Source organism: Paenibacillus qinlingensis (assembly GCF_031455095.1).
Taxonomy (GTDB): domain Bacteria; phylum Bacillota; class Bacilli; order Paenibacillales; family NBRC-103111; genus Paenibacillus_E; species Paenibacillus_E qinlingensis_A.
Map to the genome: position 1 here is coordinate 46,337 of NZ_JAVDSB010000016.1, position 25,463 is coordinate 71,799.

Here is a 25,463-nt window from a genome sequence, read left to right on the forward strand (position 1 = left end):
AACAAATTCCTTTAAAAAACGCTTATGTCATGTTTTCTCCCATAAGAGATTGCGGAAAGTGATAATGTCGTTTAAAATATGAGTCAACAAGTGAACGGATGTTAAGTCGTATAACATAAAAAGTTTCTAAGAAGGAGGCGCACTGTGCTGGTGAAAAACATCAAGATTCCGCCGCGTCATGAGGTACGTCCATATTTCCAACCGATTATCTCCTTACAAAACCAACGAATCATTGGATATGAAACACTAGGGAGACGGGTTCGTGAAAGCGGTGTGGAGAGCTTAGGTCCCTTTTTCCAAGATCCTGATATTTCCGAGGATATGCACCTGATGATTGATCGATATTTGCGAGAGCAGGCGATAGAACGAATTGCAGCTTCTTCTGATGAAAGCGAGCTTTTTATCAACTTAAAGCCTTCTTGGATTTATAGAACCTACAAGCGAACAGGTGTCTTACCCACAATTGAACTATTGAAAAAATACCAGATAAACCCCTCACGAATTGTGATTGAAATTACGGAGGAGGAATTCACAGGCAAGCTCCAGGAGCTGACATGGATTGTTGAGCTCTATCGTAAATTCGGATGTACCATCGCCATTGATGATGTGGGAAGTGGTTTTAGTAATTTTGATCGCATTGCGAGCTTGCAGCCGAAGATCTTGAAGGTTGACCTGAATATTTTGAAAAAGAGTATCGTACACGATGGCTACAAGGCAGTCATGCAGTCCTTCTCCATTGTTTCAGCTCAAATTGGTGCCTCATTACTCGTTGAAGGCGTCGAAACGAAGCAAGAATTGCGCAGCGCCTTACAGGTGGGAGCACGATATGTGCAGGGCTTTTTGTTTTCAAAAGCTGAACCTGACCTACAGCATCCGGATGCATATAAAGCCATGCTGGAAGAAGAAATCAAATCGTTCGGTCAAGATGAGTTTGGACGATACCAACATCTCTTGAGTGTCCATCAAAGACTGGAAGCACTCATCAATTCTTCCGTTCACATTGCAAACGCCGAAGAGGCCGACGCTGTGATCGAACAAATCATTGGCAACGTGACGGACAATTGCATCCGCATGTACATATGCCAGGGCGATGGCTACCAGACTTCATCCAACTATGCCCGTACAGATGAAGGGTGGAGCAAAGATGAGAGCTATCGTCAAGCAAACTGGACCTGGCGGCCCTATTTCATCTCTAATATCCTCATGATGAACCTGCAGAGGCAAGGGATTCTCTCCCAAGTCTACACCGACCTAGATACCTCACACCAAATTCAGACTTACTCTTGTGCGATGGGTGAGGGGTATTATTTGTTTTTGGATTTGGTGATCTGAGGGGCAGGGGATGGATGTAGTGTTGGTGGCAGAAGGCGGAGCAGCATAAGGCAGAGCAGGTGAAGGCAGGGAAGCAAAGGCAGAGCAGTAGAAGGCATAGTAGCATAAGGCGGACCAGTAGATGACAGAGCAGCAGACCGCAGACCGCAGACCGCAGACCGCAGACCGCAGACCGCAGACCGCAGACCGCAGACCGCAGACCGCAGACCGCAGACCGCAGACCGCAAATCTGACTCACAACCCGGTTGCCGCACGGATAGATGGAAAACCTACAGGTAATTTTGCTGAACAAGACGTTTTGATGCGTTTAGCTGGAAAACTTACAGTTAATTTCAGCCATTTCACCCCAAATCTTCGAAAACAATAAAAATAGATGTATTTTTTCCAGTTAGTTGGTAAATTCACGAAATGTCGACGTCAATAACTGTAGTTTTTACAGTTAATTTGATAGCTGGCGTAGAGTCAGCGCTGGCATACAGGAGGTACATCAGAGGGAGCACAGAGGATGCTGAAGAGCTAGCTACTTAAAAACCGAAATTAGACACGGTAAGCGCAAAAGGGTGAGGAGAAATGTAGTGTGTGACGGCGGATTGGACAAGAGTAGATAGAATTTGAAGCAAGCATGTTAGATGAGGCGGAGAGAGTAGAGTAAATAGCTGGGCAGAGATAAACAAAACTTAGCTAAAGAGAGAACATAAAGGATACGCATGGAGCACAAAAGAGGTTACCCCAGGTGAAGCTTGGGATAACCTCTTTTGTGTTTGAAGCCGAGACCCTACGCCTCGACCCACTCGCGGCGGAGCGAGAACAGATCGCGCAGCTCGTCGGTCGACAGCTCCGTGATCCAGTTCTCGCCAGAGCCGACGATCTGCTGGCTGAGGCCGAGCTTGCGCTCGATCATCTCGTCGATGCGCTCCTCTAACGTGCCAAGCGTCACGAACTTGTGCACCTGCACGTGACGCGTCTGGCCAATCCGGAAGGCACGGTCCGTCGCTTGATTCTCGACGGCGGGATTCCACCAGCGATCGTAGTGGAACACATGATTCGCCGCCGTCAGGTTGAGCCCGATGCCCCCGGCCTTCAGCGAAAGAATAAACACATTTCGCTGCTCGTCGACCGGCTGGTCATCGGGGTTTTGGAAGTGCGCGATCATTTCATCGCGCCCATTCTTGGATGTTCCGCCGTGCAGGAACAGCACCTTTTCGCCAAGCTCCTGCTGAAGCACATGCTGCAGCAGGTTGCCGGTCTCGACAAATTGCGTGAAGATCAAGCATTTGTCGCCTTCTTGGCGCAGCTCCTGCACCATCTCGAGCAAGCGCTCTAGCTTGTTGGAGCGTCCGCTCCATGGGGCGCCGAGCCCTTCTTTGAGCAATAAAGCAGGGTGGTTGCACACCTGCTTCAGCTTCGTCAAAGCAGCAAGGATCAACCCACGCCGCTCCATCGCAGAAAGCTTATCCAGGCGATCGAACATGTCCTGGATGTAGTTTTCGTACAACGAGCCTTGCTCCGCTGTGAGTGAGATGAACGTTTTGGACTCATTTTTCTCCGGCAGATCCAGCTGAATAGCGGGATCCTTCTTTTCACGCCGCAGCAAGAACGGTCGGATCAACTTTTGAACCTTGCCAATCGTCGCTTCATCGCGCGTCTTCTCAATGGCGTTCACATAGCGGTGTGTGAATTCACGCACGGTGCCGAGATAGCCCGGATTCGCGAAGTCAAAAATCGACCACAGCTCCGTTAAGCGATTCTCAATCGGCGTTCCTGTTAAGGCAATGCGATGAAAGCCATTTAAACGGCGAATCGCCGTAGCTTGCTTGGTATAAGCGTTCTTGATATTTTGAGCTTCGTCCAAACAGATCGAGTTCCACGCAATAGCGCCAAGTTCACTCTCATCCAGATGGGAAAGCGTGTAGGAGGTCAGTACCAAATCGTAGTTGCCGACGATTTTCTCGCTGAACGCGGGCCCTTTTAACCGTTGAGGTCCGTAGTGAAGATGGACGCGCAGTGAAGGCGCAAATCGTTTCAGCTCCATCTGCCAGTTCCCCAGCACAGATGTTGGACAAACGAGCAAGGACGGTGTATCTGGCTTCTCATTCTCCATAACCGTTAGTAAGTAGGTGATCCATTGGATCGTTTTCCCGAGACCCATGTCATCGGCTAAGCAGCCGCCAAGACCAAATCTACGTAAGAATAACAGCCACGAAATGCCATCCACTTGATAATGGCGCAATGAGCCATGAAAGCTAGGCGGGGGCTCAATCGTCGGAATCGCTGAGGTTTGCGTCAGCTGGTCGATCATGTGGCGAAGTTGTTCGTTTAACTCGACTTCCATGTCGAGGTAGCGCGCAGCATCCGGATCATCCTCAGCAGGTAATAATCCGCCTGCATCACCAGCAAAATGCAGCTCCAGCACATCGCGGAACGAAAGTCCCTGCTTCTTGTGTACTTGCTTCATAATCTGTTCGACCTGCGCCATGAAACGAGGGTCGAGTTGAATCCAGTTGCCTCGAATCTGGATCAGCTTGCGCTTCTCCTCCAGCAGCTGACGGAATTCCTCTTCCGTCAGCTCCAAATCCCCAACAGCCAGCTTCCAGTCAAATTGCATCAGCTGGGTTAGCCCGAACATCGTCTCCCGTCCAGAACCGACGGAAGACTTGATCTTCGCGCGCAGCTTCGGCCGCATCTTGCGGATGCGATCCCACCACGCTGGCAGGAACACGCTCGTTCCTGCCTCAACCAGTCGGACGCTTCCCTCTGCGAGGAAGCGCCAAGCCTCCTCCTCCGTCACCGACTGACGGAGGACGCCTTCGCCCGCATCCAGCCACGGCAGGATGCGTACCCACTTCGCCGTGTCGCGCTCGACACGGCTAATCTCGGGCAGCCACGCCTCCGGCAGTGGCTGTTCACCAGCGACCGGCTCGCCGACGGTCGTCACGGTGCGCAGCACCTCCGGCGCCAGCCGGTCCTGCAGCAGCACGCGTAGCTGCCAGCCTGCGCCATGCGCCAGGTCGGGCTCCACGAGCTGCAGGCACGTCCGCATCGGCGTCCGATCCTGACGCCAACCAATGCTGACGAGCCAGTCTTCCTCGTCCAGCCACACCTCGCCGCTGACATCGCCGCGGCGTATGAGCGGATACGCAGCCTCCAGCTTGCGTAAATTGTCCTTCATGATCCCGTCGGCATCGACCCACTCCGGGATCAGTGCATGAATCCAGCGGGATATCGCTGGCGTCTCTAATAATTGCAGCTCTTCTGGCAGCTGCAATTTCCAGCCGATCTCGCCGGACTTCCATTTCTCGTAGTCCGGCATGAAGCGGCCTGTCGCCAGCGACTCACGAATAGCAGGAGCTAGTGCAATCACATCTGCGCTAGAAGCATGCCACTTTAGTTGTAAGTGCTGAACCGGCTGCGGTTCACTGAAATAGTCGAGAGCCTCCAGTGGCTGCAGCTCGATGCCCTCCCGATTTTGCCATTCACTCGGTTCCATGAAGGTGCCGAAGAAAGAGGCGCGATGCCAGGCGAAAAGCATATGTTTTAAATCAAGAGCATCCCAAATACCGCCGTTTTCACGGGAACCCCATAGAAATAATGACCCGTTAGGTAAGGAACTAACGTGAACGGTCAGCGCGCTGGTTTCGATCATCGAATCCATTTTCCTTTCTTGAGCTCTTCTTGGAAAGCACGCAAACGCGAGAACTTATCCGCTAAGCGGTAGATATAGTGCTCCCAGCGGTCATCCTGGCCGATGTGTTTATAAATGCTATGCAGCTTCTTAAGGAGACGGACTGCCGTCTTGTAAGAAGCCCTATTTTTCTCCAGAACAGCCCGTTCGGCTGCTTGATGATAGAGCGGAAGCAGCAGCGCGGAATCATGCTCCTCGATCGCTTTCAGCTCCATCCCATATAGATTTAGGGGCGAAATACGATTCGCAAGCTGCAAATCCACCCACTGCCGGTAGCGCTTCGTTTGCAATAAATAAGCTGTGTAATAGTAGTAAGAACGAGGCAGTAGGGACTCCATAACTTGCACCCATTCGCTGTCGTTCGCCAAGTGCTTCGTCGTATCCAGCCAATATTGGCAGAAGGTCCGGAAGTCATCGTGGTTCGCATTCGTAATCGAAGGGAATAGATGGCGCAGCCAGATCAGCATCTGATCCCACTGTCCATCACTCGCAAATTTATTTAAATAAAGAAAAAAATCCTTCGCCTGCGGATGAGCCAGCTGTCCAAGGCGTTCGAAAGCTTGCTCGGTATGCCCCTGCATAATATCAAAATGAGCCCTAGCCGCAATAAGCGTATCTTTCTTCTTCGGAAGCAGTTCCTTCTTGGCCAAAAGGTTATCAAGACGGGTAACTTCCTCTTTTTGTGCGCTAAGCTGATCGGTTAGCTTCCACCAGATGAAACGGTACACAAACAGCCAATCTACAGGGCTATCCTTGCCTTGCAGGGCGGATTCTCCGACCATCTTCATCGTTGAAAGCCAGGTTTTCGGTTCCGCAAGGAAAGAACGATTCACATCGATTTGATCTACGAACACGACAAGTTTATCTTCGCAGTTTTTGGCGGCGATTTTGCACCCATTTTCATGATAGTAAGACAGATAGGAGCTTTTCGTTTCTTGATAAAATTGTTCAATCTTCCGCATCATGAATAGCACAATGTGGAACATGTAGAGCTCACGCGTCGTATCGCGCCAGTTCGCTGCAAAAGGCGGCAGCGATTCCAAGGCGGACTCATAAAAGGTTTCAATGGAATGCTGATGAGAAATGGAGAAACCGTGGAATTTCCCTTCAAAAAAACGATGCCATTCACTAGGCATACTCTCTTCCAAAGGCACGTTCGCCTGTGCAGCCGCTTTGCGTTCTTGAATAACTGAGGCTGCGGCACCGCGAGCTGGTTTCTTCCGTGTATGGATTTGTTGTTTCAACTGTTGTAACACTAGCTCTGGACGGCCGTAAGTGGCGTATAAGCTGAAAAATGCAGCACCAATATGCTGACAGAAGCCCTCAAAGGAGCAAGTGCAGGTACTCGCTGCGAAATTTTCTAAATGAACTTCTGCTGTGTGGATCACCTTGCCTGCGACGGTGGCTAGAACACTAAGCCCTTTGAGATCAACCTCGGTCACGCGGCCTTTATGATAATACTCCCAGCCTTGCTCCAGACGGGTGGCGTCGAAGTGAAGCGGGATTTGCTTAATGAGGTAGTTCATTCGATTTTTGGGAATTTGAAGTTTCAACATGTGATCGTTCCTACCCTCCGAGCGGCGCATTCCTTCTTCCATAGTAACAGATTTTTTCCGAAATTGCCCATTTCCACAGTTTATGCCAAAGGTGATATTTTTAATCCGTGCCGAAAGGGGTTAACCCTGCATTCTCACCTAGAATATGATAAAGTGAAGCTATAAGAAATGCTTCTTGAAGGGAGACTGCGCGAGTGGGTATTAAATTTGGGCGTGAATATAAGGACATTGTGACTGATTTTGTACGTGGGATCGAAATGGTGAATGGATTCTACGAGCTGCTGGAGATGAATGCAGAAGACTGGCAGCAGCTTGATGCGAGTGAACAGGAAGAATGCCTGCGTACGCTGGCTGACGATATATTCTATGGACTAGGCAGTTCACCGGTCATGCAGGTTGGAGCGGGTTCAGTTAAACATGATGCAGGTAATCACGTGCTCAAGGTACATGATGGCGAAAAGTTAGTTTCGGTCATCTATCTGGTCTAAAACAGGCAGAACTGTGATATAGAAAGGTGTAAAGAAGCTATGTTGGATGGAGCAAGAAAGGTTCTGCAACAGGTATACGGGTATCCCGAGTTTCGAGAGGGCCAGAAAAATATTATTTCGAACCTTCTCGAAGGGAAGGACACCTTAGGCATTATGCCAACAGGCGGTGGGAAATCGATCTGCTACCAAGTGCCAGCCATGTTGATGGAGGGCGTGACTTTGGTCATTTCCCCTCTCATCTCCTTAATGAAGGATCAGGTGGATGCGCTTGGTGCGCTCGGAGTTTCTGCCACATTCATTAATAGTACGTTGGAAGCTAGAGAAGTGGAACAGCGCATGCAGGGAGCTATGCAAGGTAAGTATAAGTTGCTTTATATAGCGCCTGAGCGCTTGGAATCGGAACGGTTTCGTGCGCGGATGGCGGCGTTGAATCTGCCTCTGGTCGCGATTGATGAGGCGCACTGTGTCTCGCAGTGGGGACATGATTTCCGACCGAGCTACGTCTCGATTGCGCCGTTTATTCGTCAACTGCCGAATCGGCCGATTGTGGCGGCGTTCACGGCAACGGCTACCGCTGAGGTGACAGCGGACATTGCTAGGCTGTTGGACTTGGATGGGGCCGGGATTTTCATCAATGGCTTCTCCCGTGATAATTTGGAATTGACCATTCTTCGCGGTGAGAATAAGCGGGATTACATACAGAATTACGTGAAGGAACACACGCATCAACCTGGCATTATTTACGCTGCAACGCGTAAGGATGTTGAGGATTTATACGAAACGTTGCGTAAAAAAGGCTTCGCCGCCGGCAAGTATCATGCTGGGCTTTCGGATGATGAGCGCTCCTACATGCAGGAGGCGTTTCTCTACGATGATATTCGCGTGATGATCGCGACGAACGCTTTTGGAATGGGTATCGATAAATCGAACGTCCGGTACGTAATTCACTACAATATGCCGAAAAATATGGAAGCTTATTACCAGGAAGCCGGTCGTGCAGGGCGTGACGGTGAGCCAAGTGAGTGTATTCTGCTGTTCAGTGCGCAGGATATTATGACGCAGAAATTCCTGATTGAGCAGAATCAGCTTTCGCCCGAGCGCAAAGCGAATGAGTATAAGAAGCTCCAAACCATGATCGACTACTGCTATTCGCCGCGTTGTTTGCGGAATGCCATTTTACATTATTTTGATGAGCAAAATATTCAAGACACCTGCGGGAACTGCTCCTCCTGCAAGGACGATCGGGAAACGGTCGATATTACCGTTGAGGCGCAAAAGATTTTCTCCTGTATCCGGCGCATGAACGAGCGGTTCGGGATTTCGATGGTCGCTTCTGTTTTGAAGGGCTCCAAGGCGAAGAAGATCATGGAATATCGCTTTGATCGCTTGCCGACGCATGGCATTATGAGCAACCTGCCTGAGAAAGAGATCGCCGAGTTGATCAATGTGCTGATTTCCGAAGGTTTCTTGCAGTTGTCCGATGGGCAGTATCCAGTTGTGCGGTTAATGCAACCTGCTGCAGAAGTGCTACAGGGGAAGTTGTCCGTGAATCAAAAGGTACGCAAACAACCCGTTCGCGCTGTCGCTGCGATGGACAATACGTTGTTCGAGCAGCTGCGACTGCTGCGTCGTGAAATGGCTGCGCGCGAAAAGGTGCCGCCTTATATTATTTTCGCCGATAGCACGCTGCGTGAGATGAGTGAGAGCTGCCCGACGACCGAAGCCGCAATGCTGCGCATCAAAGGGGTCGGTGAGGTCAAATACCGGAACTACGGGAAGCCGTTCTTGGAGCTTCTTCGCACGTATGCGGGAGAGAGTGACATGGGCTCGGTTGCGTATGAGTTCGAGTGAGGGAGCGAAGCGGATGGAGAGGGATAAGTTAGAGCGGGGGACTATTGATACGCAATTGGCCGCTTTGGGGACGTGGTTCCTTGAAGCGGAGGAGAGCAAGTGGATCGTACGGAAGTATCGGTTTGCAACTTTTCTGCAAGCGATCGCTTTCGTGAATGAAGTCGCTCAACTGTCTGAAGCCTTGAACCACCATCCAATGATTGCGATTGATTATAAAATGGTTACGCTGCGCCTGACCTCATGGAGTGCTGGCGGTTTGACCGAACTCGATTTTCGGACCGCTGCGAAGTTTGATCAGGCGTATGCCCAGCTAACGCGCTAAGAGGATGGTTGGACCGGTATAGACCATGCAGTGGAAGTCTGCGGGGCCAGTTGGTGTCCATTTCTCGTAGTTGTCTGTCATGGTGAAGCCAGCGCGCTGGTAGGCGCGTATCGCTCGCTCGTTCCAGACGAGTACCTCGAGGTCGATTTCTTGCTCAGGGGAGCGGCGTTGGGCCTCGGCTACGAGCAGCTGAACAAATTGCGTACCGAGTCCACGCTTGTTAGCCCCGCCTTGTCCGCAAAGATCCGGTCGAAGCCCAAGGCCTAGCCGCGTGACGCCAACGATCGGGAAGAATTGAACGAATCCCAGTAGTGTGCCGTTTATATCCACTACACCGCGATATTGCTCGTCTCTGATAAGGGGATCAGCGAATTCCGATTGGTTGTCGAGCATGGTTTCCCAAGATGGCCAGTTGTAAATGGCATAAGGAGCCGGATATCGCCACGTACATAGCTCCTGACAAGCTGTTTCCGTTAATGGAACCACGTACCATGGTAAAGTTAAGGTAATAGGTTGAGGCATATTAGGGGCAACCTTTCTATAGGCAAGTATGTGTAACGATGAAGTATCCATTGTTTGATAACTCAAGATCAGATTCCCATTTTAGTTATACCATACCTAATAAAGAATAAGGAGGGCACCCGTGATGACACAAGTGACCATTCGTGAAGCCGTAATGTCTGATATCCCCCAGCTCAAAACTTTAATGCTCGCTTATATTGTGGATTTTTATGAGTACCGACAACCTGATGACGAGAAACTGAACGCTTTAATTCATGAACTTCTCGAACAGAAAGTGGGCATTCAGTTTGTTGCTGAGACCGAGGAAGGAGCGTTGGTTGGCTTTGCGACCTTATATTTTACCTTCAGCACGCTGCGTGCCTCCAAAGTTGCGGTGATGAACGATTTGTTTGTTGTAGAAGCGGAGCGTGGACATGGTGCGGCGGCAAAGCTTTTTGCTGCTTGTAAAGGATACTCGGCTAGACACGGATATGCCAATTTATCGTGGGTAACCGCACAAGATAACTTACGTGCGCAAGCATTTTACGATAAAATGGGTGGAGATCGAAGCAATTGGCAATCGTACTCCGCAAATCCCACAAGTGGGATGGGAGATTAAATGTAGGTTGGGGAAGGTGGCAGAAACCGTGGAGAATATCGTTAGTCAGAGTTGGCTGCTAGGGCAGATAGGGGATGCAAATATCGTAATAGTTGATTGTCGTTTTGCACTGGGCAAGCCTGAATCAGGCCGTGAACAGTATGAGCAGGGTCATATTGAAGGAGCGGTGTATGTCGATTTAGAAAAGGACTTATCCGGTGCGTTGATGGCGCATGGCGGACGACATCCGCTTCCGGATCTAGGTGCGTTCTCGATCCTCGTTGGCAGTCTCGGCATTGACGGCACGAAGACCGTCGTTGCTTATGACGATCAAGGCGGAGCTATGGCATCACGCTTGTGGTGGATGTTGAAATTCCTCGGCCACTCCGAGGTCTACGTTTTGGATCAAGGATACACGGCATGGAAATCCGCGGGGTACCCGGTCACGGCTGAAGTGCCTGCGGTATTCCCGCGCACCTTCTCACCGAAGGTGCACCGGTCCATGCTAGCGAGCATGGACGAAGTGAAGGACAAGCTCGGTCGCCCAGGCACCGTGCTTGTCGATTCGCGCGAGGAGCGTCGCTACCTCGGCTTGGAAGAGCCAATCGATGCGGTGGCTGGCCACATCCCAGGCGCGCGTAACTTCTTCTGGAAAGGCGTTCTCGGCGAGAACGGCGCTTGGTTGTCAGCTGCGGAGCAGGAACAGCATTTTGCCGCACTGCGTGACGCTGATGAAATCATCGTCTATTGCGGCTCGGGCGTGACGGCGTGCCCGAACGTGCTGGGCCTCAGCGAAGCGGGCTTTGATAACGTGAAGCTCTACAGCGGAAGCTGGAGCGACTGGATCAGTTGGGAAGAGAACCCGATTGCTAAGGGTGAGGAGAAATAGGCTTGAAGCCGCTTCGGACGCGGGTTGGAGGGCTACGACAGGTTGTGAGCAAGTGACCTGTTGCAGCTCTCTTTGGGTTATTTTGCAAAGGGATTGCGAGTGAGAATGGAACATTTCAATTTACTTTAAATTTCCAGAATTTTCGTGTAAAATATTAGCAGATATTGCTGGAATAAAGCGAAATATCATGAAGCATTGAGGCAACTCATGCTTCTATTAAGTGTGCGTGTACATCATGATTTGAGAGACTAGTAATTTGAACGATGTAATAAAGAGATTTGAACTCCGCAGCGGCAACGATTGTAGTAAGAATCAGCCGCTGAAAGATCTGCTAATCATTTTTTATTTGATGTAAAGGGGAGAGAAATAGGGTGAAAATAAAAATAGTTGCCTTTTGGCTGATGGTCCTGCTCATCGTATCGACCCTGCCAAATCCGTTCATGCCTGTTCGGCTGGCTTCAGCGGCAGTTATAGACATCAGCACGCCAGCGGAACTCGCTGCAATTAATGCTTCTGCGCTGAGTTTGGCGGGAGAGTATAGATTAACGAGCGATATCAATTTAGCGGGATACGATAACGGAGATCACGAGGGATGGCTTCCACTGGGAAATTTCACTGGAACGCTAGATGGCAATGGCTATACGATCCGCAATATGACGATCGACCGGCCCAATACCAATAACATTGGATTATTTAGTCGAACCACTAATGCTACGATTACTAATGTACATCTGACGAATATCACAGTTAAAGGCTTCAGCTATGTTGGTGGGATTGCAGGTGATGCGTATCGAACTTCTATTTCAAATTCCTACGCTGAAGGCAATGTGACAGGGAATGGATCCGTTGGTTTATTAGTCGGTTATAATGATGACTCTAACATCTCCGATAGCTATGCCCAAGGGCAGGTTAGTATCGGTCCATCTCCTGATGATAGTTTCGGCGGTGGGATCGGCTACTCTAGCGGCACGACAAACCGAGTTTACGCAACAACTTCAGTGGCATCTGGTACCAAATCAGGAGGGCTGATTGGAACAAGTGTTAGTGGAGGAATCACCTCTTCTTACTGGAATACGGAGACAAGCGGAAGGAGTACTTCCGATGGTGGAATCGGAAAGACCACTGCCGAGATGAAACGTAAAGCGACATACGTTGGTTGGGATTTCACCAACACATGGGGCCTTATTGAAGAGACCACGTATCCGCTCTTACGCAGCGACTACACAAAAGTAGCATTGACTTCGTTGACTGTGGAGGATTCGGCTAATCATGCGCCGCAGGCACTGAATCGTACGTTTAGCAGCGATTACGGGGTTTACATAGTGAAAGTCTTGAGTAAAACGGATCACGTTATCGTAGCGGGAACAGCGCTAAGCGGAACCTCGGATGTCTCCGTACAAGGAGGTTCTGGTTCGGAGATACTGTCCCTGAACCCTGGGCAAAATGATTTTCAGATAAAAGTAAGCGATGCAGTTGAGCCGACAAGGCTTAACGCAATCTACAAACTGACCGTTATCCGGGACGCGGGCACCATACAATATCCGCACCGGATCACAACAGCCACACAGCTTTCCAAGATTGGTGATTCAGCAGAAGGTTATGGGATGGCTGATGTCTATTCGCTGGAAAACGACCTCGATTTATCCACTTTCGGAGCAGGTGCGGGCTGGATGCCTGTGGGCACTACATTAACACCTTTTACTGGAAGTTTTGACGGAAAAGATCACACGATTGCAAACATAGGCATTCAACGATCGGTATCGGATGGCATCGGGTTATTCGGTTCTACTTCCGGCGCAACGATAAAGAACATTGCCCTGCTGAACACGGATATCCACGGCAAGGATAGGGTCGGCGGGTTGATCGGGGAGGCAGCCAACACTACAATGAGTGGTGTATCCGTACAAGGGGCGGTTTACGGTGTTAACAAGGTTGGTGGTTTAATTGGCTCTGTTGATGGAGTATCTACCACCAGTGAGTCATATTCAGCTGCGGCTGTTAGCGGGAGTATCGATACTGGCGGCTTGATTGGCGTCCGAAACGGCGGCACTGTGTCTAACTCATTCTGGGACATCAACAGCAGTGGTCAAGTAGCCTCAGCCGGGGGAACGGGTCTTACGACACAGCAAATGATGCAGCAAGCAACCTTTACCGCTGCTGGGTGGGAATTTGGCAGCGGCAAGCGGTGGGGGATGATTGAAGGAACGACTTATCCTATGCCATACGCTAGCTTCGGGGGAGTCCTGCTGAGCGGAATGACGGTCACAGCCCCGGGGGCAACAGTGTCTTTGAATTCTGCCTTTGACAGTAAGAGCGGAAATTATGTTGCAACACTTAACACGCCTGCTGCCGCAGCGCATATATTCGTCACAGCGGTTGATGCAGCGGGCGCACATGTAGCGATCAATGGCACTGCAGGCAACACGGCGGAAATCGACTTGAGCTTAGGGGATAACCCCGTCGAAATTCGAATTACAGATGCGGCCGGACTGTGGCAGGGTGTGTACCGTGTGAAGGTAGCTGTGCCTACTCCGCAGCCATCTGCTGTAGAGGTTCCCGCTAACGGAACATATGGCATCGGACAAAAGCTCGACTTCACAGTCACGTTTACGAAACCTGTCGATGTTGCAGGTACACCAGTGCTGCCTTTTCAATTGGACAGCATTGACCATGCTGCCCTTTATATAGGAAAACCTGTAGGCCACCCGGAAAAACTGCAATTCAGCTATACCGTCCAATCCGGTGATCTGGACGCGGATGGCATTGAACTAGGTGCGGCCATTGCCGCAGTTTCTCCTGCAGCTATCACCGCGTTGGGTGAAACCGTTTCTCTGAATCTGCCCGTTTCACGCCCGAATCTGAACGGAATTCTTGTCGACGGAGTAACACCAACAATCAGTCTCACACCTTCTGCAACAGTCCCGACCAACAGCGCAGTAACCGTCACAGTTCATGCTGATGGAACAAGCAGCGCGTTGGCATCTCTCAAGTGGGCCGCGGGCGTTCAGGATGCCGTCTACTTTGACACTTCGGGAACAGTCATAACGGGAGGAACCTTCTCAGTCAGCACCAATGGAAGCTATGCCGTATTCGCCAAAGATGGCGGCGGTAATACGCTTGTCAAAACAATCACGATTGCGAATATCGTTACGGAAGCTCCTGAAATTACACTGACCTATACACCAATGACCCCAGTTAGCACTGGGGTGGACTTAACTGTATCAGCAACTGTTTATAACCAGGCGGCAGGCAATGCATTGACTGATTTGCGTTGGGCAAAAGGTGAACACACAACCGAGGACTTCGCCGTCCCGTCATTTGGTGAGAATGTGCCGTTATCGAGAATTGTGTATATTGCCCAAAGCGGTAAATATACGATATTCGCAGCTGATTCCGTAGGAAATAAGCAGGTTAAGTCGATTGAAATTACGAATATCATCAGTCCTCCTTCAACAGAGGAGCAGGTGGTTACAGCAGTTCCAACGCCTGGTTCGTTCTTCATCGTTCCGGGGAAGGAATACACCCTGAGAATCGCTGGAATCACACTATTCATTCCTATTGGTGCTATCGAGCAACCGATGACCATAAACATGCAGAACATAACAGGTGAAGTAAAAGAGTTGCTGCATTCGGATCAACTGCTTCTTAGTGATGCATATGAAATAAAGAAAGATGTGCAGGGTAAATTTAAAATTCCTGTTCAATTGAGCCTTGAATGGACAAATAGGGAATTGGCTAGTGCACAGAAGCGGCCGGTATTAGCCTACTACGATGAAACCACCCAGCAGTGGGTGATAATTGGAGGTAAAACCGCTGGAAACACCCTGGCAGGCCAAACAGATCACTTTACCAAGTTTGCGGTGATCGCTGTTGCTGTGGAGCCGGGGCTCACCGATATCTCCGGTCATTGGGCGGAGCGGTCAATTCGCGACGGTGTTGCTAAAGGGCTAGTTAATGGTTATCCCAATGGCACCTTCCGTCCTGACACCCCTGTCTCCCGAGCCGAATTTGCACTTATGCTGCAGCGAATCATGGCTTGGCCGGACGGAAAAGGGGTATCTTTCCAAGATCAGAGTGATATCCCAAGCTGGGCAAGCGGTGCAGTGGCGGCAGCCGTGCAAACAGGTACCATCAGCGGATACCCAGACAATACGTTCCGCCCGAACTCGAACATCAACCGTGCGGAAGTGACGGTCCTAATTGCCAAAGCGGCTAAGCTGCAGACAGCAAATAAGCAGAGGACAACCTTTGCAGACGACGCTGCAATAGCCGGTTGGTCAATGCCTTATGTGAGCGCAGCCCAAAGGGCTGGTCTCGTGCAAGGCCAGAACGAAAATGTGTTTCATCCGCTGGGCACGACTACAAGAGCGGAAGCTGCCGTTTTACTATTACGGTTGACAGCATTTATCCAGTCACAAAGCCAATAAGGAATCATTCTTCCGTTTGGTAACCCTATCTACTTTTGTGCTTCAATCCTCTCTGGCCGCGAAGATAATACTAAATAATATGAAGTGCTACAACAAAAATGGTTCACTGCTAAGAAATTTGCGGTGAACCATTTTTTCGTGCGCATGAAATAAAATAGGTAATTAGTTGTATGGATGTATTTTCCAATTAAGGTTATATTCCAATTGGTTGACTAAATTGGAATTGTCAACCATTTAAATTACCAGTAACTTGCAACTTTTTTCCAACATTCACCGTCTACTTTATCATACGAATAATATGGAAATGAAAGGAAAATAAACCGCATGACAAGCTGGTTTCGTAAAAAAGGCACTTTGGAGACTATTGCTTTAGAAGAGGAGCCATTAGCTAGTAGCAGTTTCACTCGCAGCATTACGCCCCATACACCTTTGTTGAGGGTAAGCGATGTACATCGCTCTTTTCAAGTTGGAGGTGGGAAAATCGATGTTCTGAAAGGGATTGAGATGGAGCTGAGGCCGCTGCAACTTGTCATGCTCAAAGGGCGATCAGGTTCAGGGAAAACGACGCTGCTGAATTTAATCGGAGGGCTGGATCTGCCAACGAAGGGGGAAATTGTGTTTCAAGAGCATGCCTTTCACCATAGCAGTGATGATGATAGGACGTTGATCCGTCGTAAGGAGATTGGTTTTATCTTTCAGTCCTATGCCTTAATGCCCTTGCTATCTGCTTGGGAAAATGTTGAGTTGGCGCTGCGGATGGCAGGCACGCCGCGCTCTCAGTGGAAAGAGCGGGTGCATCATTGTCTTGACCTTGTCGGTCTCGGGAAAAGGATGCATCATCGTCCCTATGAGCTTTCCGGTGGTGAACAGCAGCGTGTCGCGATCGCCAAAGCGATTGCACATCGGCCATCGCTCATATTGGCCGATGAACCAACTGCTGAGCTGGATTCACAGATGGGCGCGCAAATTATGTCGGTTTTTCGCAACATCATCGCGACAGAGCAAGTTACGATTTGTATGACGACACACGACCCAACAATTTTGGAGGATGCCGATCATGTTTATGAAATGGTGGACGGAAGATTCGTCACGTAAGTGGACGATGAAACCACTCGCAGCATTAGTATTAAGTTCTACTCTTCTTCTATCTTCAGGATGCGCACTATTGCCTAAGGAACAAGATGAAGAAGCACTTCCGTCAATTAATCCACCGAAGCTGTCCAAGAAGCCTGAGTATACGGTGAAAACGGAAACCCTTGAGACGAAAGTGAGAGGGAGCGGGCGATTAATGGCCTTGCAAGAAGAGAAATTATTTTTCTCGGAGGATATGTCTGCCAAACGGATAAGTGCCATACTTGTAAAAAATGGCGATTCCGTCGAACAGGGACAGCCAATTGCCGAACTCGACGTATCGGATATCGAAAGCGATTTGAAGCGTAAAAAGCTTCAAACACGCAAGGATGAGCTGACAATGATCGAAACACTTCGCAAGGCTGACGAGATGTCGCCAGAACAGATCGAGCAGGCGAAGATTGATTTTGAACTGAAACGTGAGGAACTGACGAAGCTTGAATCACAAGTGGGTAAGGCGAAGTTGCTCGCACCGTTCAGTGGAACCATTGTCACCGTATCGGCTAAGAAAGGGGATACCGTGAAGTCAGGTGAATCCGTAGCCATTATTGCCAATCTGAATGAACTAACTGTCGCCGCAAGCATTAGTGCAGATGATGCGAAGAAAGTAGCGATTGGCATGGAAGCTCAGGTGGATATTAATTCAGCTGGTTCGCACAAAGGGAAAGTAAAGCAGCTACCAAACCCTCAAGCTGGAAACAACGCGAATAATGGTGGATTCCCCGGTCAGGGACAGCAAGGGGAACAAGATACGATTGATAATTATTTAGTCGTGCAGTTGAATGAGTTTCCCAAAGGGCTGAATCGCGGTACACCGCTAAGTGTGACGATTGTGACGCAGAGAAAAGAAAATGCCACGACAATTCCTCTTGCGGCACTTCGTTCCTATTCAGGCCGAAACTATGTGCAAGTAGTTGATGCCCAAGGCAACAAGAAAGAAGTGGACGTGGAGATTGGGCAGCAGACAGCAACGGATGTGGAGATCATCAAGGGTCTTACAGCCGGACAGAAAGTAGTAGGTCGCTAATGTCCATGCCGATGCTGCGGTTTTTATTTCGGAAAATGTGGAATACCCGCTGGCTAACGCTCAGCACCCTGCTTGGTCTTGTCTTGGCAGTTGCTTTCACCACCAGCATTCCTATGTATGCTAATGGGTCTCTGAAGCGTGTCGTAGCCAAATCCTTAGAAGCTAAGAGCGAGGGACTTCCGGCAGGTTCGTTGCTCATGAGGTATCAAGCAGTAGGAACAGAACGGGCAGATTTGAATGATCTAGAGAGCGTCAAGACGTATATTGAACAGGATGTTCCCACAGATATAGGTTTTCCAATACATACATATGCAAGTAGTTATGCAATTAAAGGAGCACAGCTAACTCCTGCTGAAGGGACCAAAGCCGATCCGAGTAAACGTCGTCAAATGACTTTAACGTCACTAAGTGGGTTAAAGGACCAAGTCGAATGGTCCAATGGCCAAATGGCTTCTGGAGACATGAAAAATGGTCAAATCGAAGCAGTTGTCATGGAAGAAGCCTTGTTCCGCAACGATTTGCACGTAGGTGACGTGTTCAATTATTCCGTTGCAAGTGCAAGCGGCAGTCAATTGCTTAAGGTCAAGATCGTGGGTTCCTTCAAGCCGAAGGACGAAACGAGCGCATATTGGTTTCAAGGGTTAGAGGGTTTAATCAATGCACTTATTATTAGCGATGATGCATTCATCAAGACGTTGTTGACGGATAAGAAAATTCCATTGCAACTTGCGAATTGGTATTATGCTTTCGATCTGCGAGACATTCAAACAAGTCAATTGTCGCCGCTTGATAACCGTTTGGAACGACTAGATATCAACTTGTTCCAGAAGCTTAAGAATACGAAGGTAGATGTCTCCTTCAAGCCGATTCTAAGCGAATTCAAAACACAAAGCCTACAGATGCAGATTCTCTTATTCACATTAGCGGCGCCGATGATTGCGATGGTTTTCTATTACATTCTGATGAATGCCAGACAATCGCTAGATCGACAGCGCGGTGTGATTGCGATCTTGCGAAGCCGTGGGGGCAGCACGAAACAAATTGTGGGGATCTACTTCCTAGAAGGATTATTACTAGGCGTGATTGCGCTGTTGATTGGACCCTGCATAGGCTGGTTCATGGCGAAAAGCATTGGTTCCACCAGTGGCTTTCTAACCTTCGTGGATCGCAAATCGATGCCGATCAGCCTTACACCAGAAGCACTGCTCTACGGTGGGCTCGCTGTTCTTATAGCCATTCTCGCCAGCGTCATTCCAGCTGTGCTTTTTGCAAGATCTTCAATCGTAAACTACAAGCAGCAGCTTGCAAGGTCAGACCGTTCGCCACTATGGCAGCGGTGGTTCCTTGATATCGTTCTGTTGGGGTTGGTTGGTTATGGCTTCTACCTATTTGACCAACGTCAAGTGTTATCTGTGCAAACAGGCATGACAACTGATCAACTGCAAGTTCATCCGCTGCTGTTTTTCGTACCGGCGCTATCGATTTTTGCGTTGGGACTTTTCTTTCTACGCATCTTCCCATGGCTGCTGCGATTGTTCAATTGGTTTGGCCGTAAGTTCCTGCCTGTACCGCTCTATTTAACGCTTGTACAGCTGTCACGTTCAGCTAAAGCCTATTACCCGCTAATGCTGTTGCTCATTCTTACGCTCGGCCTTGGCGTGTACAATTCTTCCGCTGCACGTACGATTGATTTGAACTCTTCGGAGCGAATCTTGTACCAGTATGGGACTGACGTCGTGATTCAAACCGTGTGGGAAGGTTTCTCGGATGATGTGCCACAGAATCCGAACCCCGGAGGGAATGGTGGCGAAGCTCAAGGCGGAAATGGCGGAGCTGGTACGGGTGGTGGGCAGAACCAAGGTCAGGGTCAAGGTCAAGGCCAAGGTGGTCAGAAACCTGGCGAGGAAACGCCTTCCAAAATCCGATATGTAGAGCCGCCATTTCAAGTATTCCGCGATTTAGAAGGCGTTCAGGCTGCTGCTAGAGTCATGCAAACCAAAGGGAATGTGGTTGTATCCGGTAAATCTACCGGGCAGGGACTTGTCATGGGGATCGATAACACGGATTTCGCAAAAGTAGCCTGGTTCCGTCCTGACTTGTTTCCAGCTCATCCGAATGAATATTTAAATTTACTAGGCAGCTACGAGCAAGCGGTTATCATTCCTTCCAGCTACGCTAGCAAATATGCACTTAAAGCGGGTGATTTGCTTTCCATTACAATTGGCCAACAGCCTTTGGAATTTGTAATTGTTGGGATATTACCGTATTGGCCGTCTCAATATCCAGATCAAATGCCATTTTTCATAGCAAATCTAGACTATATCTATGATCAAGCACCAATTATACCTTATGACGTATGGCTCAAAATGAAACCAGACGCTAAGGTGACGCCGATTGTTACGGCATTGCAAGACAAAGGGATTGAAATTGCTGCCATCAAGGATGTTCGCAATGAGCTCATTGTCCAGAAGAAGCTCCCAGCAAGAGGTGGTGTATTCGGTATTCTTAGCTTGGGTTTCCTTGTTTCTGTCGTGGTGTCTTTAATCGGTTACATGCTGTATTGGTTCTTTAACTTATCTAGCAGGGTTGTACAATTCGGTGTTCTGCGTGCTATGGGGCTCTCCCGTAAGCAATTGACGGGTATGTTGTTGCTGGAGCAAGGGTTCACAGCTGGACTATCCATCGTGTTAGGTATTGCAATTGGCAAGCTAACGAGTTATTTTTTCCTACCCTTTCTGCAAACGTCCCAGAATGTGAAGACACAGGTGCCACCGTTCCGAGTCGTGTTCGATTCCAAGGACACCTACCAGTTATATATCGTGGTTGCTTTCATGATGCTAACTGGGGCCATGTTGCTGTTCTTACATATTAGAAGGCTGCGTGTTCACCAAGCAGTGAAGCTGGGAGAGGAGAAATAGCATGATAACTTGCGAAGGCTTAGTGAAAATTTACAAAACCGACGAGATCGAAGTTGTCGCGCTGCAAGGACTTAATATTCAGATTAATGACGGTGAATTAATGGCGATTATCGGCAACAGTGGAAGCGGTAAATCTACGTTGCTGAACATTTTAGGAGGTCTTGATCGCCCCTCCGCAGGTGCAGTGAAAGTCGGAGATTGGGATTTGCTGAAGATTACAGATAAGCAGCTCGTTGATTATAAACGACATACAGTCGGCTTCATCTGGCAAAATAATGCACGGAATCTCGTTTCTTACTTGACTGCACTCGAAAATGTGGAAATGCCCATGATGCTGAGCGGGAACTACGACCCTGCTTACGCGAAGCAATTGCTGGAATGGGTCGGTCTTGGTCACCGCTTGAATAATAAACTACAAGAGCTTTCCGGTGGTGAGCAACAGCGCGTAGCTATTGCGATTTCATTAGCCAATCGTCCGCGTTTGCTGCTTGCGGATGAACCAACGGGATCGGTTGATACGAAGACAGCGGATATGATTCTTTCTATTTTTCAACGATTGAATAAGGAACTGGGTGTCACGATTGTCATAGTTACTCACGATATGTCCATGGCTGGCAAAGTAGGGCGCGTTGTTGCTATTCGAGATGGAATGACAAGTTCAGAGTTTATCGCTCGCAATCCTTCGAATTCAGCCGAAGAGGGGACTTCGACGGGGCTCTCAGGTGAGGCTCATGAAGAATATGTCGTGTTGGATCGTGCAGGCCGTCTACAGGTTCCCAAAGCGTATTTAACCGCACTGAACATTGAAGGGAAAGCTACAATGGAGTTTGATGGCGAGACCATCACAATTAAAGCACCGAGAGCACTTTCGGCAGAAGAGGAGCAAACGTCAATTCATCCACAAAGGGTCGGAGGAAAATCAAAATGAAACGTAAAATGATAGTGACAACCTTAACTTTAGCTTTAATGGCTCCACTTGCTGTTGCTTGTACCAAAGGGGAGAAAGCAGACGATAACCAAGAGCGTGTGCTGAGGATCGCGACGAATATGGGGTATGGTGGTAATTATGAATATTTCACACAGCAATTCACTGAAATATTTGAATTTGCCAACCCGAATATTAAGCTGGAAATCGTTTCAACAATGGATGAAAAGCTTATGAACGGTGGCCTTCAGCCTGGTGAGAAGATGCCAGACCCGATGGAGAAGTTAAAAGAAGTAATGCAGGGTGATAATCCGCCGGATGTGGTCATGCTTGGTTATGAACAGTTGCCAGAAATTATCGATAGCAATCTGCTTTTACAGCTGGATTCACGCATAACGAAGGATAAATTCGATACAGCCGGCATTGTCCCAGCCGTGATGGAGGGGATGAAAAATGCAGGCGGTGGTAAGATTTATGCACTTGCTCCGACATTCAGTTCCTCTGCACTTATTTATAATAAGAAAATGTTTCAAGATGCGGGAGTCGATTATCCGAAAGACGGCATGACATGGGATGAGACATTTGATCTTTCCAAACGATTGGCAAAAGGGGAAGGGGATCAGCGAATCAATGGGTTCTCTTTTACAACCCAAGCCCAAGGTGCGGATTTGTTCTACGGCATGCAAATGTATACAGCCCCTCTGCAATTAAGAATGTTTGATGATGCCGGCGAGAAAATGACGGTAGATACGGACCAGTGGGAGAAAGTATGGGCCAAAATGGCACAGTTGCAAAAAGATAATGTGTTCCCACCGGTAGCTGATCCTCAGAAACAAATGAATCAGAGGTTTGATCAGAATAATCCTTTTGCGTACGATGCTTTTATGTCGGGTCGCTTAGCCATGTCGATTCTTAATTATGGTCAACTTCCACAACTCACGAACGCCAATAAAAATGCAGCTAATTATAAAGGTTACACACCGATTGATTGGGATGTTGTAACAATTCCTTCTCACCCCGAAGCCAAAGGCGTTGGCGGCTCTATTTATATGAATGGCATTATGGGCATTAACGCCAAATCGCAAAATCCGGATGATGCCTGGAAGTTCATCAAGTTCATTAATGGCGATGAGTGGGCTAAACTTAAATCGCGTAGTCAAAATATGTTGGTGTCACGCTCGAAATACTTAAAACCTACAGAAGGACTGGATTTTCACATGGAAGCTTTTTATAATGTGACACCAGCTCCGATGGAAGATAATTCGAAAATTTACCGTAATAATCCTAATATTTATCAAGTGCAGGAAATTGGTCGTAAGTTGTTTAGTGATGTCTTACAGGGGAAAATGGCGGCACGAGAAGCATTAAAAAAATGGCAGACAGATGGCGATGCGATGATCAAGCAAATGAAAGAAAACCCAACAGCACCCGGGCAACCCATAATGAATCAAGCAATTGCAGTTCCAGCAGGATAAGAAGGAGATAGAAGGAGGCGAGAATCCATCATGATCATCCCAATTCACCACAAGCGCCTAGTAACTATAGCCTTGTCAGCGATGCTTGTGCTAGGAGCGACTACCCCCGTCTGGGCTGATAGCAGCCCCTCCGCCCCTGTATTAGATGTGGGGAAGGTAAACATAACGGGAAGCAGTTATTTTGAGTTGCAACAGATTCATCTTCAACAAAATGCTAGCGGGAAGTTAGCGACATTTACGATTACGATCCATAACGAGGGCAGCAATGAACTGCAATTTATTGATTATTGGACACGTCTGAAAAGTAAATCCGGCAAGCAATTCTCCGTACGATTACTTCCGGCAGACAAGGATAAGAACCGGGTAGCTCCCGGTTCAACGACAGATGTGACGTTTTATGCAACGGTGGATGCGAGTACGAATTTACAAGATCTTGTTGTGCAATTTATTAAGTGGGACTTCAACCAAACGGATTTTGAACGAATTATAGGTGAGGTAGCGATTCCCGATGATTATACGGATGTAACACCTGCTGATCTTGCCTCTGTGATTTCGGTTGGTGGAACTAACGTGAAGGCGTCGATTAAAAAGTTTGTCAGCAACAAGAATGAGAAATATCATGTGCCTACGGTGTATGTAAGCTTAGAGAATGTTGGAAGTCATACTGTAACCATTCCTGCGTACCTCTTCTCAATCCGCACTTCAGAAGGTCTCCTGTATCCGATGGAAGCCAAAGGATTGAAGGATTTGCAAATTAATCCGAAGGAAACCAAGGAAATTCAGCTCTCTGGTTCAATTCCAGTTGCTGTTGCTGCAGATGCTTGGCAATTAGCGATTGCGGAGACGATTGCAGACTTGAAATTGAATGTTGCGGTCGCGAATTTCCAGCTGCCAACGGTTTCTCAGCCTGAAGGTGGCTCTGTTGGTAAAGCATATACCTTCACCAATAAATCAGGTGTGTATACGGCGCAGCTGAACGGTTTGCACAGATTGCCGTGGGAGGATCAAGACTTACTTACAGCTGATTTAACGCTAAGCAATAACGGGGATGATTCGCTGCCTATTCCGAAATTATCCGGGTATTTTTTATTGGATGACGCAGTGAAAATTGATGCCAAGCTTATTCAAACAGCGAAAGTGATTGGGTTAGGAGCGGGTGCAAGTGTCAACCTGCAAGTTGCAGGCAAGGTACCTTATACGTATGAGTTCTCACAAATCAAATTAGTTCTCCAAGAGAATGAGGGGGAAACGACGGGAACCGGAACAGGCACAAACACAGGCAGTGCGACAGCGACTGATGTGCTGGAATTCTCGACACAGGCGGAGCTCCAGGCTATTCCATTGATGGGGATGGGGGAGTTCTATACATCTAATGATATCGGACGTAAAGCTAAGTACGGAGTTCTAAGCGTATCGACCTATGCAGACAAAACGAATACGATGTATTCGGCGATGGTGGAAGCGACTAATTTGGAGAAGCGATTCACGAATGTGTCTAAATTGGTTGCTAATTTCCGTTCATCGGACGGTACGATTTTCCCAGCAAACGTCGCGGAAGTGAAAAACAAAATTAGCCCTACGGGCAAAGCGCTGTTAAATGTTTGGGCATCGGTTCCCAAGGGATTCGGCACGACAAATATGAATTTACTTCTAGGAGAAGCCGTGACAGAAGGTAAGTTGTCGGAAGGTGAGAAAGCTGTCGCGGATGGCTATGTGAACCCAGTAGCTTATTTGCTGCCAGATGAGAAGAGCGATGTAGCTACAACACTTAAAAATGTGGAATTGTTCCCTTATACGATCTCGATTGAAAAAATAGGAACATCCATTTCGAACGGTGTATTTACATTGCAATTCAACTACCAGCTAACCAAGGAGAAAATGACAGAAATCAATACCGAAGGTCATAACCTACTGCTTGTGTTTGAAGATGGCGGCGGGATTAAGCGATTTGAGAAGAGATTTGATTTCAAAGATTTCGACGTCATTAATGGGGATTCAACGGCAGATGAAGATACGAAGATTCGCCTTGGTAACCGAGATAATTTCAAAATAACCATTCCAGATCCTGGCCTCATTTACAATACTAAATTTCTACAAAAGTATACGCTCAGCATTTATGATGAATTCCAAGGTCAGAGAAAGCTGTTAGCCACTCAGAAGGCTGACTGGTTTATTATTACGGACTAATGTTGAATAAAAGTCATTACAAGAGTGAAAAGCATACAGAGCGTGGTGCTTGGACCAACCAACACCGCTGCTCTGTATTTTTTATTTCCTGATATCAAAAATTTTGTGAAATCTTGAGATATCTTGTCGTCTCGATATGCTAGAATAATAGAAA

At 48.4% G+C, this 25,463-nt stretch carries 17 protein-coding genes; 14 read left to right on the forward strand and 3 right to left on the reverse strand.

The genetic code is table 11. From position 1 onward, the window contains the following. Nucleotides 1–150: 150 nt before the first annotated feature. Together J2736_RS27795 and J2736_RS27800 are read left to right on the forward strand one after the other, a co-directional pair. Entirely contained in the window at nt 151–1,332 is a 1,182-nt protein-coding gene (locus J2736_RS27795) for an EAL domain-containing protein (RefSeq protein WP_310501837.1), read from the forward strand. 121 nt (nt 1,333–1,453) lie between these two features. Next, complete coding sequence (locus J2736_RS27800) at nt 1,454–1,699, forward strand: hypothetical protein (RefSeq protein ID WP_310501838.1); 246 nt, start codon at nt 1,454–1,456, stop codon at nt 1,697–1,699. A 408-nt stretch (nt 1,700–2,107) separates the two neighbouring features. On the opposite strand, the gene J2736_RS27805 is transcribed toward J2736_RS27800, so the two are convergent. Both J2736_RS27805 and J2736_RS27810 read right to left on the reverse strand, forming a co-directional pair. Next, nucleotides 2,108–4,984, reverse strand: coding sequence for a DEAD/DEAH box helicase (locus J2736_RS27805; protein WP_397341765.1), 2,877 nt, complete (start codon nt 4,982–4,984; stop codon nt 2,108–2,110). Beyond that, nucleotides 4,972–6,612 carry an SWIM zinc finger family protein gene (locus tag J2736_RS27810; protein ID WP_310501840.1) on the reverse strand — a complete coding sequence of 547 codons (1,641 nt, stop codon included), beginning with the start codon at nt 6,610–6,612 and terminating at the stop codon, nt 4,972–4,974. Before J2736_RS27810 ends, J2736_RS27805 begins: the two co-directional genes overlap by 13 nt. Nucleotides 6,613–6,764: 152 nt before the next feature. On the opposite strand from J2736_RS27810, the gene J2736_RS27815 reads away from it, so the two are divergent. From J2736_RS27815 to J2736_RS27825, 3 genes are read left to right on the forward strand one after another with little or no spacing between them, the layout of a single operon-like run. Beyond that, nucleotides 6,765–7,058: a hypothetical protein gene (locus J2736_RS27815; protein ID WP_310501841.1), complete on the forward strand. Its 294-nt coding sequence runs from the start codon at nt 6,765–6,767 to the stop codon at nt 7,056–7,058. A gap of 39 nt (nt 7,059–7,097) precedes the next feature. Continuing rightward, on the forward strand, nt 7,098–8,909 hold the full coding sequence (gene recQ / locus J2736_RS27820; RefSeq protein WP_310501842.1) for a DNA helicase RecQ: 1,812 nt from the start codon (nt 7,098–7,100) through the stop codon (nt 8,907–8,909). Next, nucleotides 8,896–9,231 carry a 4a-hydroxytetrahydrobiopterin dehydratase gene (locus J2736_RS27825; RefSeq protein WP_310501843.1) on the forward strand — a complete coding sequence of 112 codons (336 nt, stop codon included), beginning with the start codon at nt 8,896–8,898 and terminating at the stop codon, nt 9,229–9,231. The genes recQ and J2736_RS27825 overlap by 14 nt, the downstream gene beginning before the upstream one ends. Here the strand turns inward: J2736_RS27825 and J2736_RS27830 are convergent. Then, nucleotides 9,220–9,753, reverse strand: a complete 534-nt coding sequence (locus J2736_RS27830) for a GNAT family N-acetyltransferase (RefSeq protein ID WP_310501844.1) — start codon at nt 9,751–9,753, stop codon at nt 9,220–9,222. The two genes, J2736_RS27825 and J2736_RS27830, sit on opposite strands and share 12 nt — an antisense overlap. A 124-nt stretch (nt 9,754–9,877) precedes the next feature. Here J2736_RS27830 and J2736_RS27835 point away from each other — a divergent pair, with 124 nt between their 5' ends. From J2736_RS27835 to J2736_RS27875, 9 genes are all read left to right on the forward strand, one after another. Next, entirely contained in the window at nt 9,878–10,351 is a 474-nt protein-coding gene (locus J2736_RS27835; RefSeq protein WP_310501845.1) for a GNAT family N-acetyltransferase, read from the forward strand. A gap of 28 nt (nt 10,352–10,379) precedes the next feature. Beyond that, the gene (locus J2736_RS27840; protein ID WP_310501905.1) at nt 10,380–11,219 is read left to right on the forward strand and encodes a sulfurtransferase; all 840 of its coding nucleotides are present in this window, start codon (nt 10,380–10,382) and stop codon (nt 11,217–11,219) included. A gap of 371 nt (nt 11,220–11,590) precedes the next feature. Next, the gene (locus tag J2736_RS27845) at nt 11,591–15,646 is read left to right on the forward strand and encodes an S-layer homology domain-containing protein (RefSeq protein ID WP_310501846.1); all 4,056 of its coding nucleotides are present in this window, start codon (nt 11,591–11,593) and stop codon (nt 15,644–15,646) included. Between the two features lie 324 nt (nt 15,647–15,970). Further along, complete coding sequence (locus J2736_RS27850) at nt 15,971–16,741, forward strand: ABC transporter ATP-binding protein (RefSeq protein ID WP_310501847.1); 771 nt, start codon at nt 15,971–15,973, stop codon at nt 16,739–16,741. After that, nucleotides 16,704–17,804: an efflux RND transporter periplasmic adaptor subunit gene (locus J2736_RS27855; protein WP_310501848.1), complete on the forward strand. Its 1,101-nt coding sequence runs from the start codon at nt 16,704–16,706 to the stop codon at nt 17,802–17,804. The genes J2736_RS27850 and J2736_RS27855 overlap by 38 nt, the downstream gene beginning before the upstream one ends. Before the next feature lie 5 nt (nt 17,805–17,809). Then, a complete protein-coding gene (locus tag J2736_RS27860) occupies nt 17,810–20,722 on the forward strand; it encodes an ABC transporter permease (RefSeq protein ID WP_310501906.1) in 2,913 nt (970 codons plus the stop codon). 1 nt (nt 20,723) lies between these two features. Then, complete coding sequence (locus J2736_RS27865) at nt 20,724–21,650, forward strand: ABC transporter ATP-binding protein (RefSeq protein WP_310501849.1); 927 nt, start codon at nt 20,724–20,726, stop codon at nt 21,648–21,650. Continuing rightward, nucleotides 21,647–23,122, forward strand: coding sequence for an ABC transporter substrate-binding protein (locus J2736_RS27870; protein ID WP_310501850.1), 1,476 nt, complete (start codon nt 21,647–21,649; stop codon nt 23,120–23,122). Before J2736_RS27865 ends, J2736_RS27870 begins: the two co-directional genes overlap by 4 nt. A 30-nt stretch (nt 23,123–23,152) precedes the next feature. Then, a complete protein-coding gene (locus tag J2736_RS27875; protein ID WP_310501851.1) occupies nt 23,153–25,309 on the forward strand; it encodes a hypothetical protein in 2,157 nt (718 codons plus the stop codon). Nucleotides 25,310–25,463: the final 154 nt, after the last annotated feature.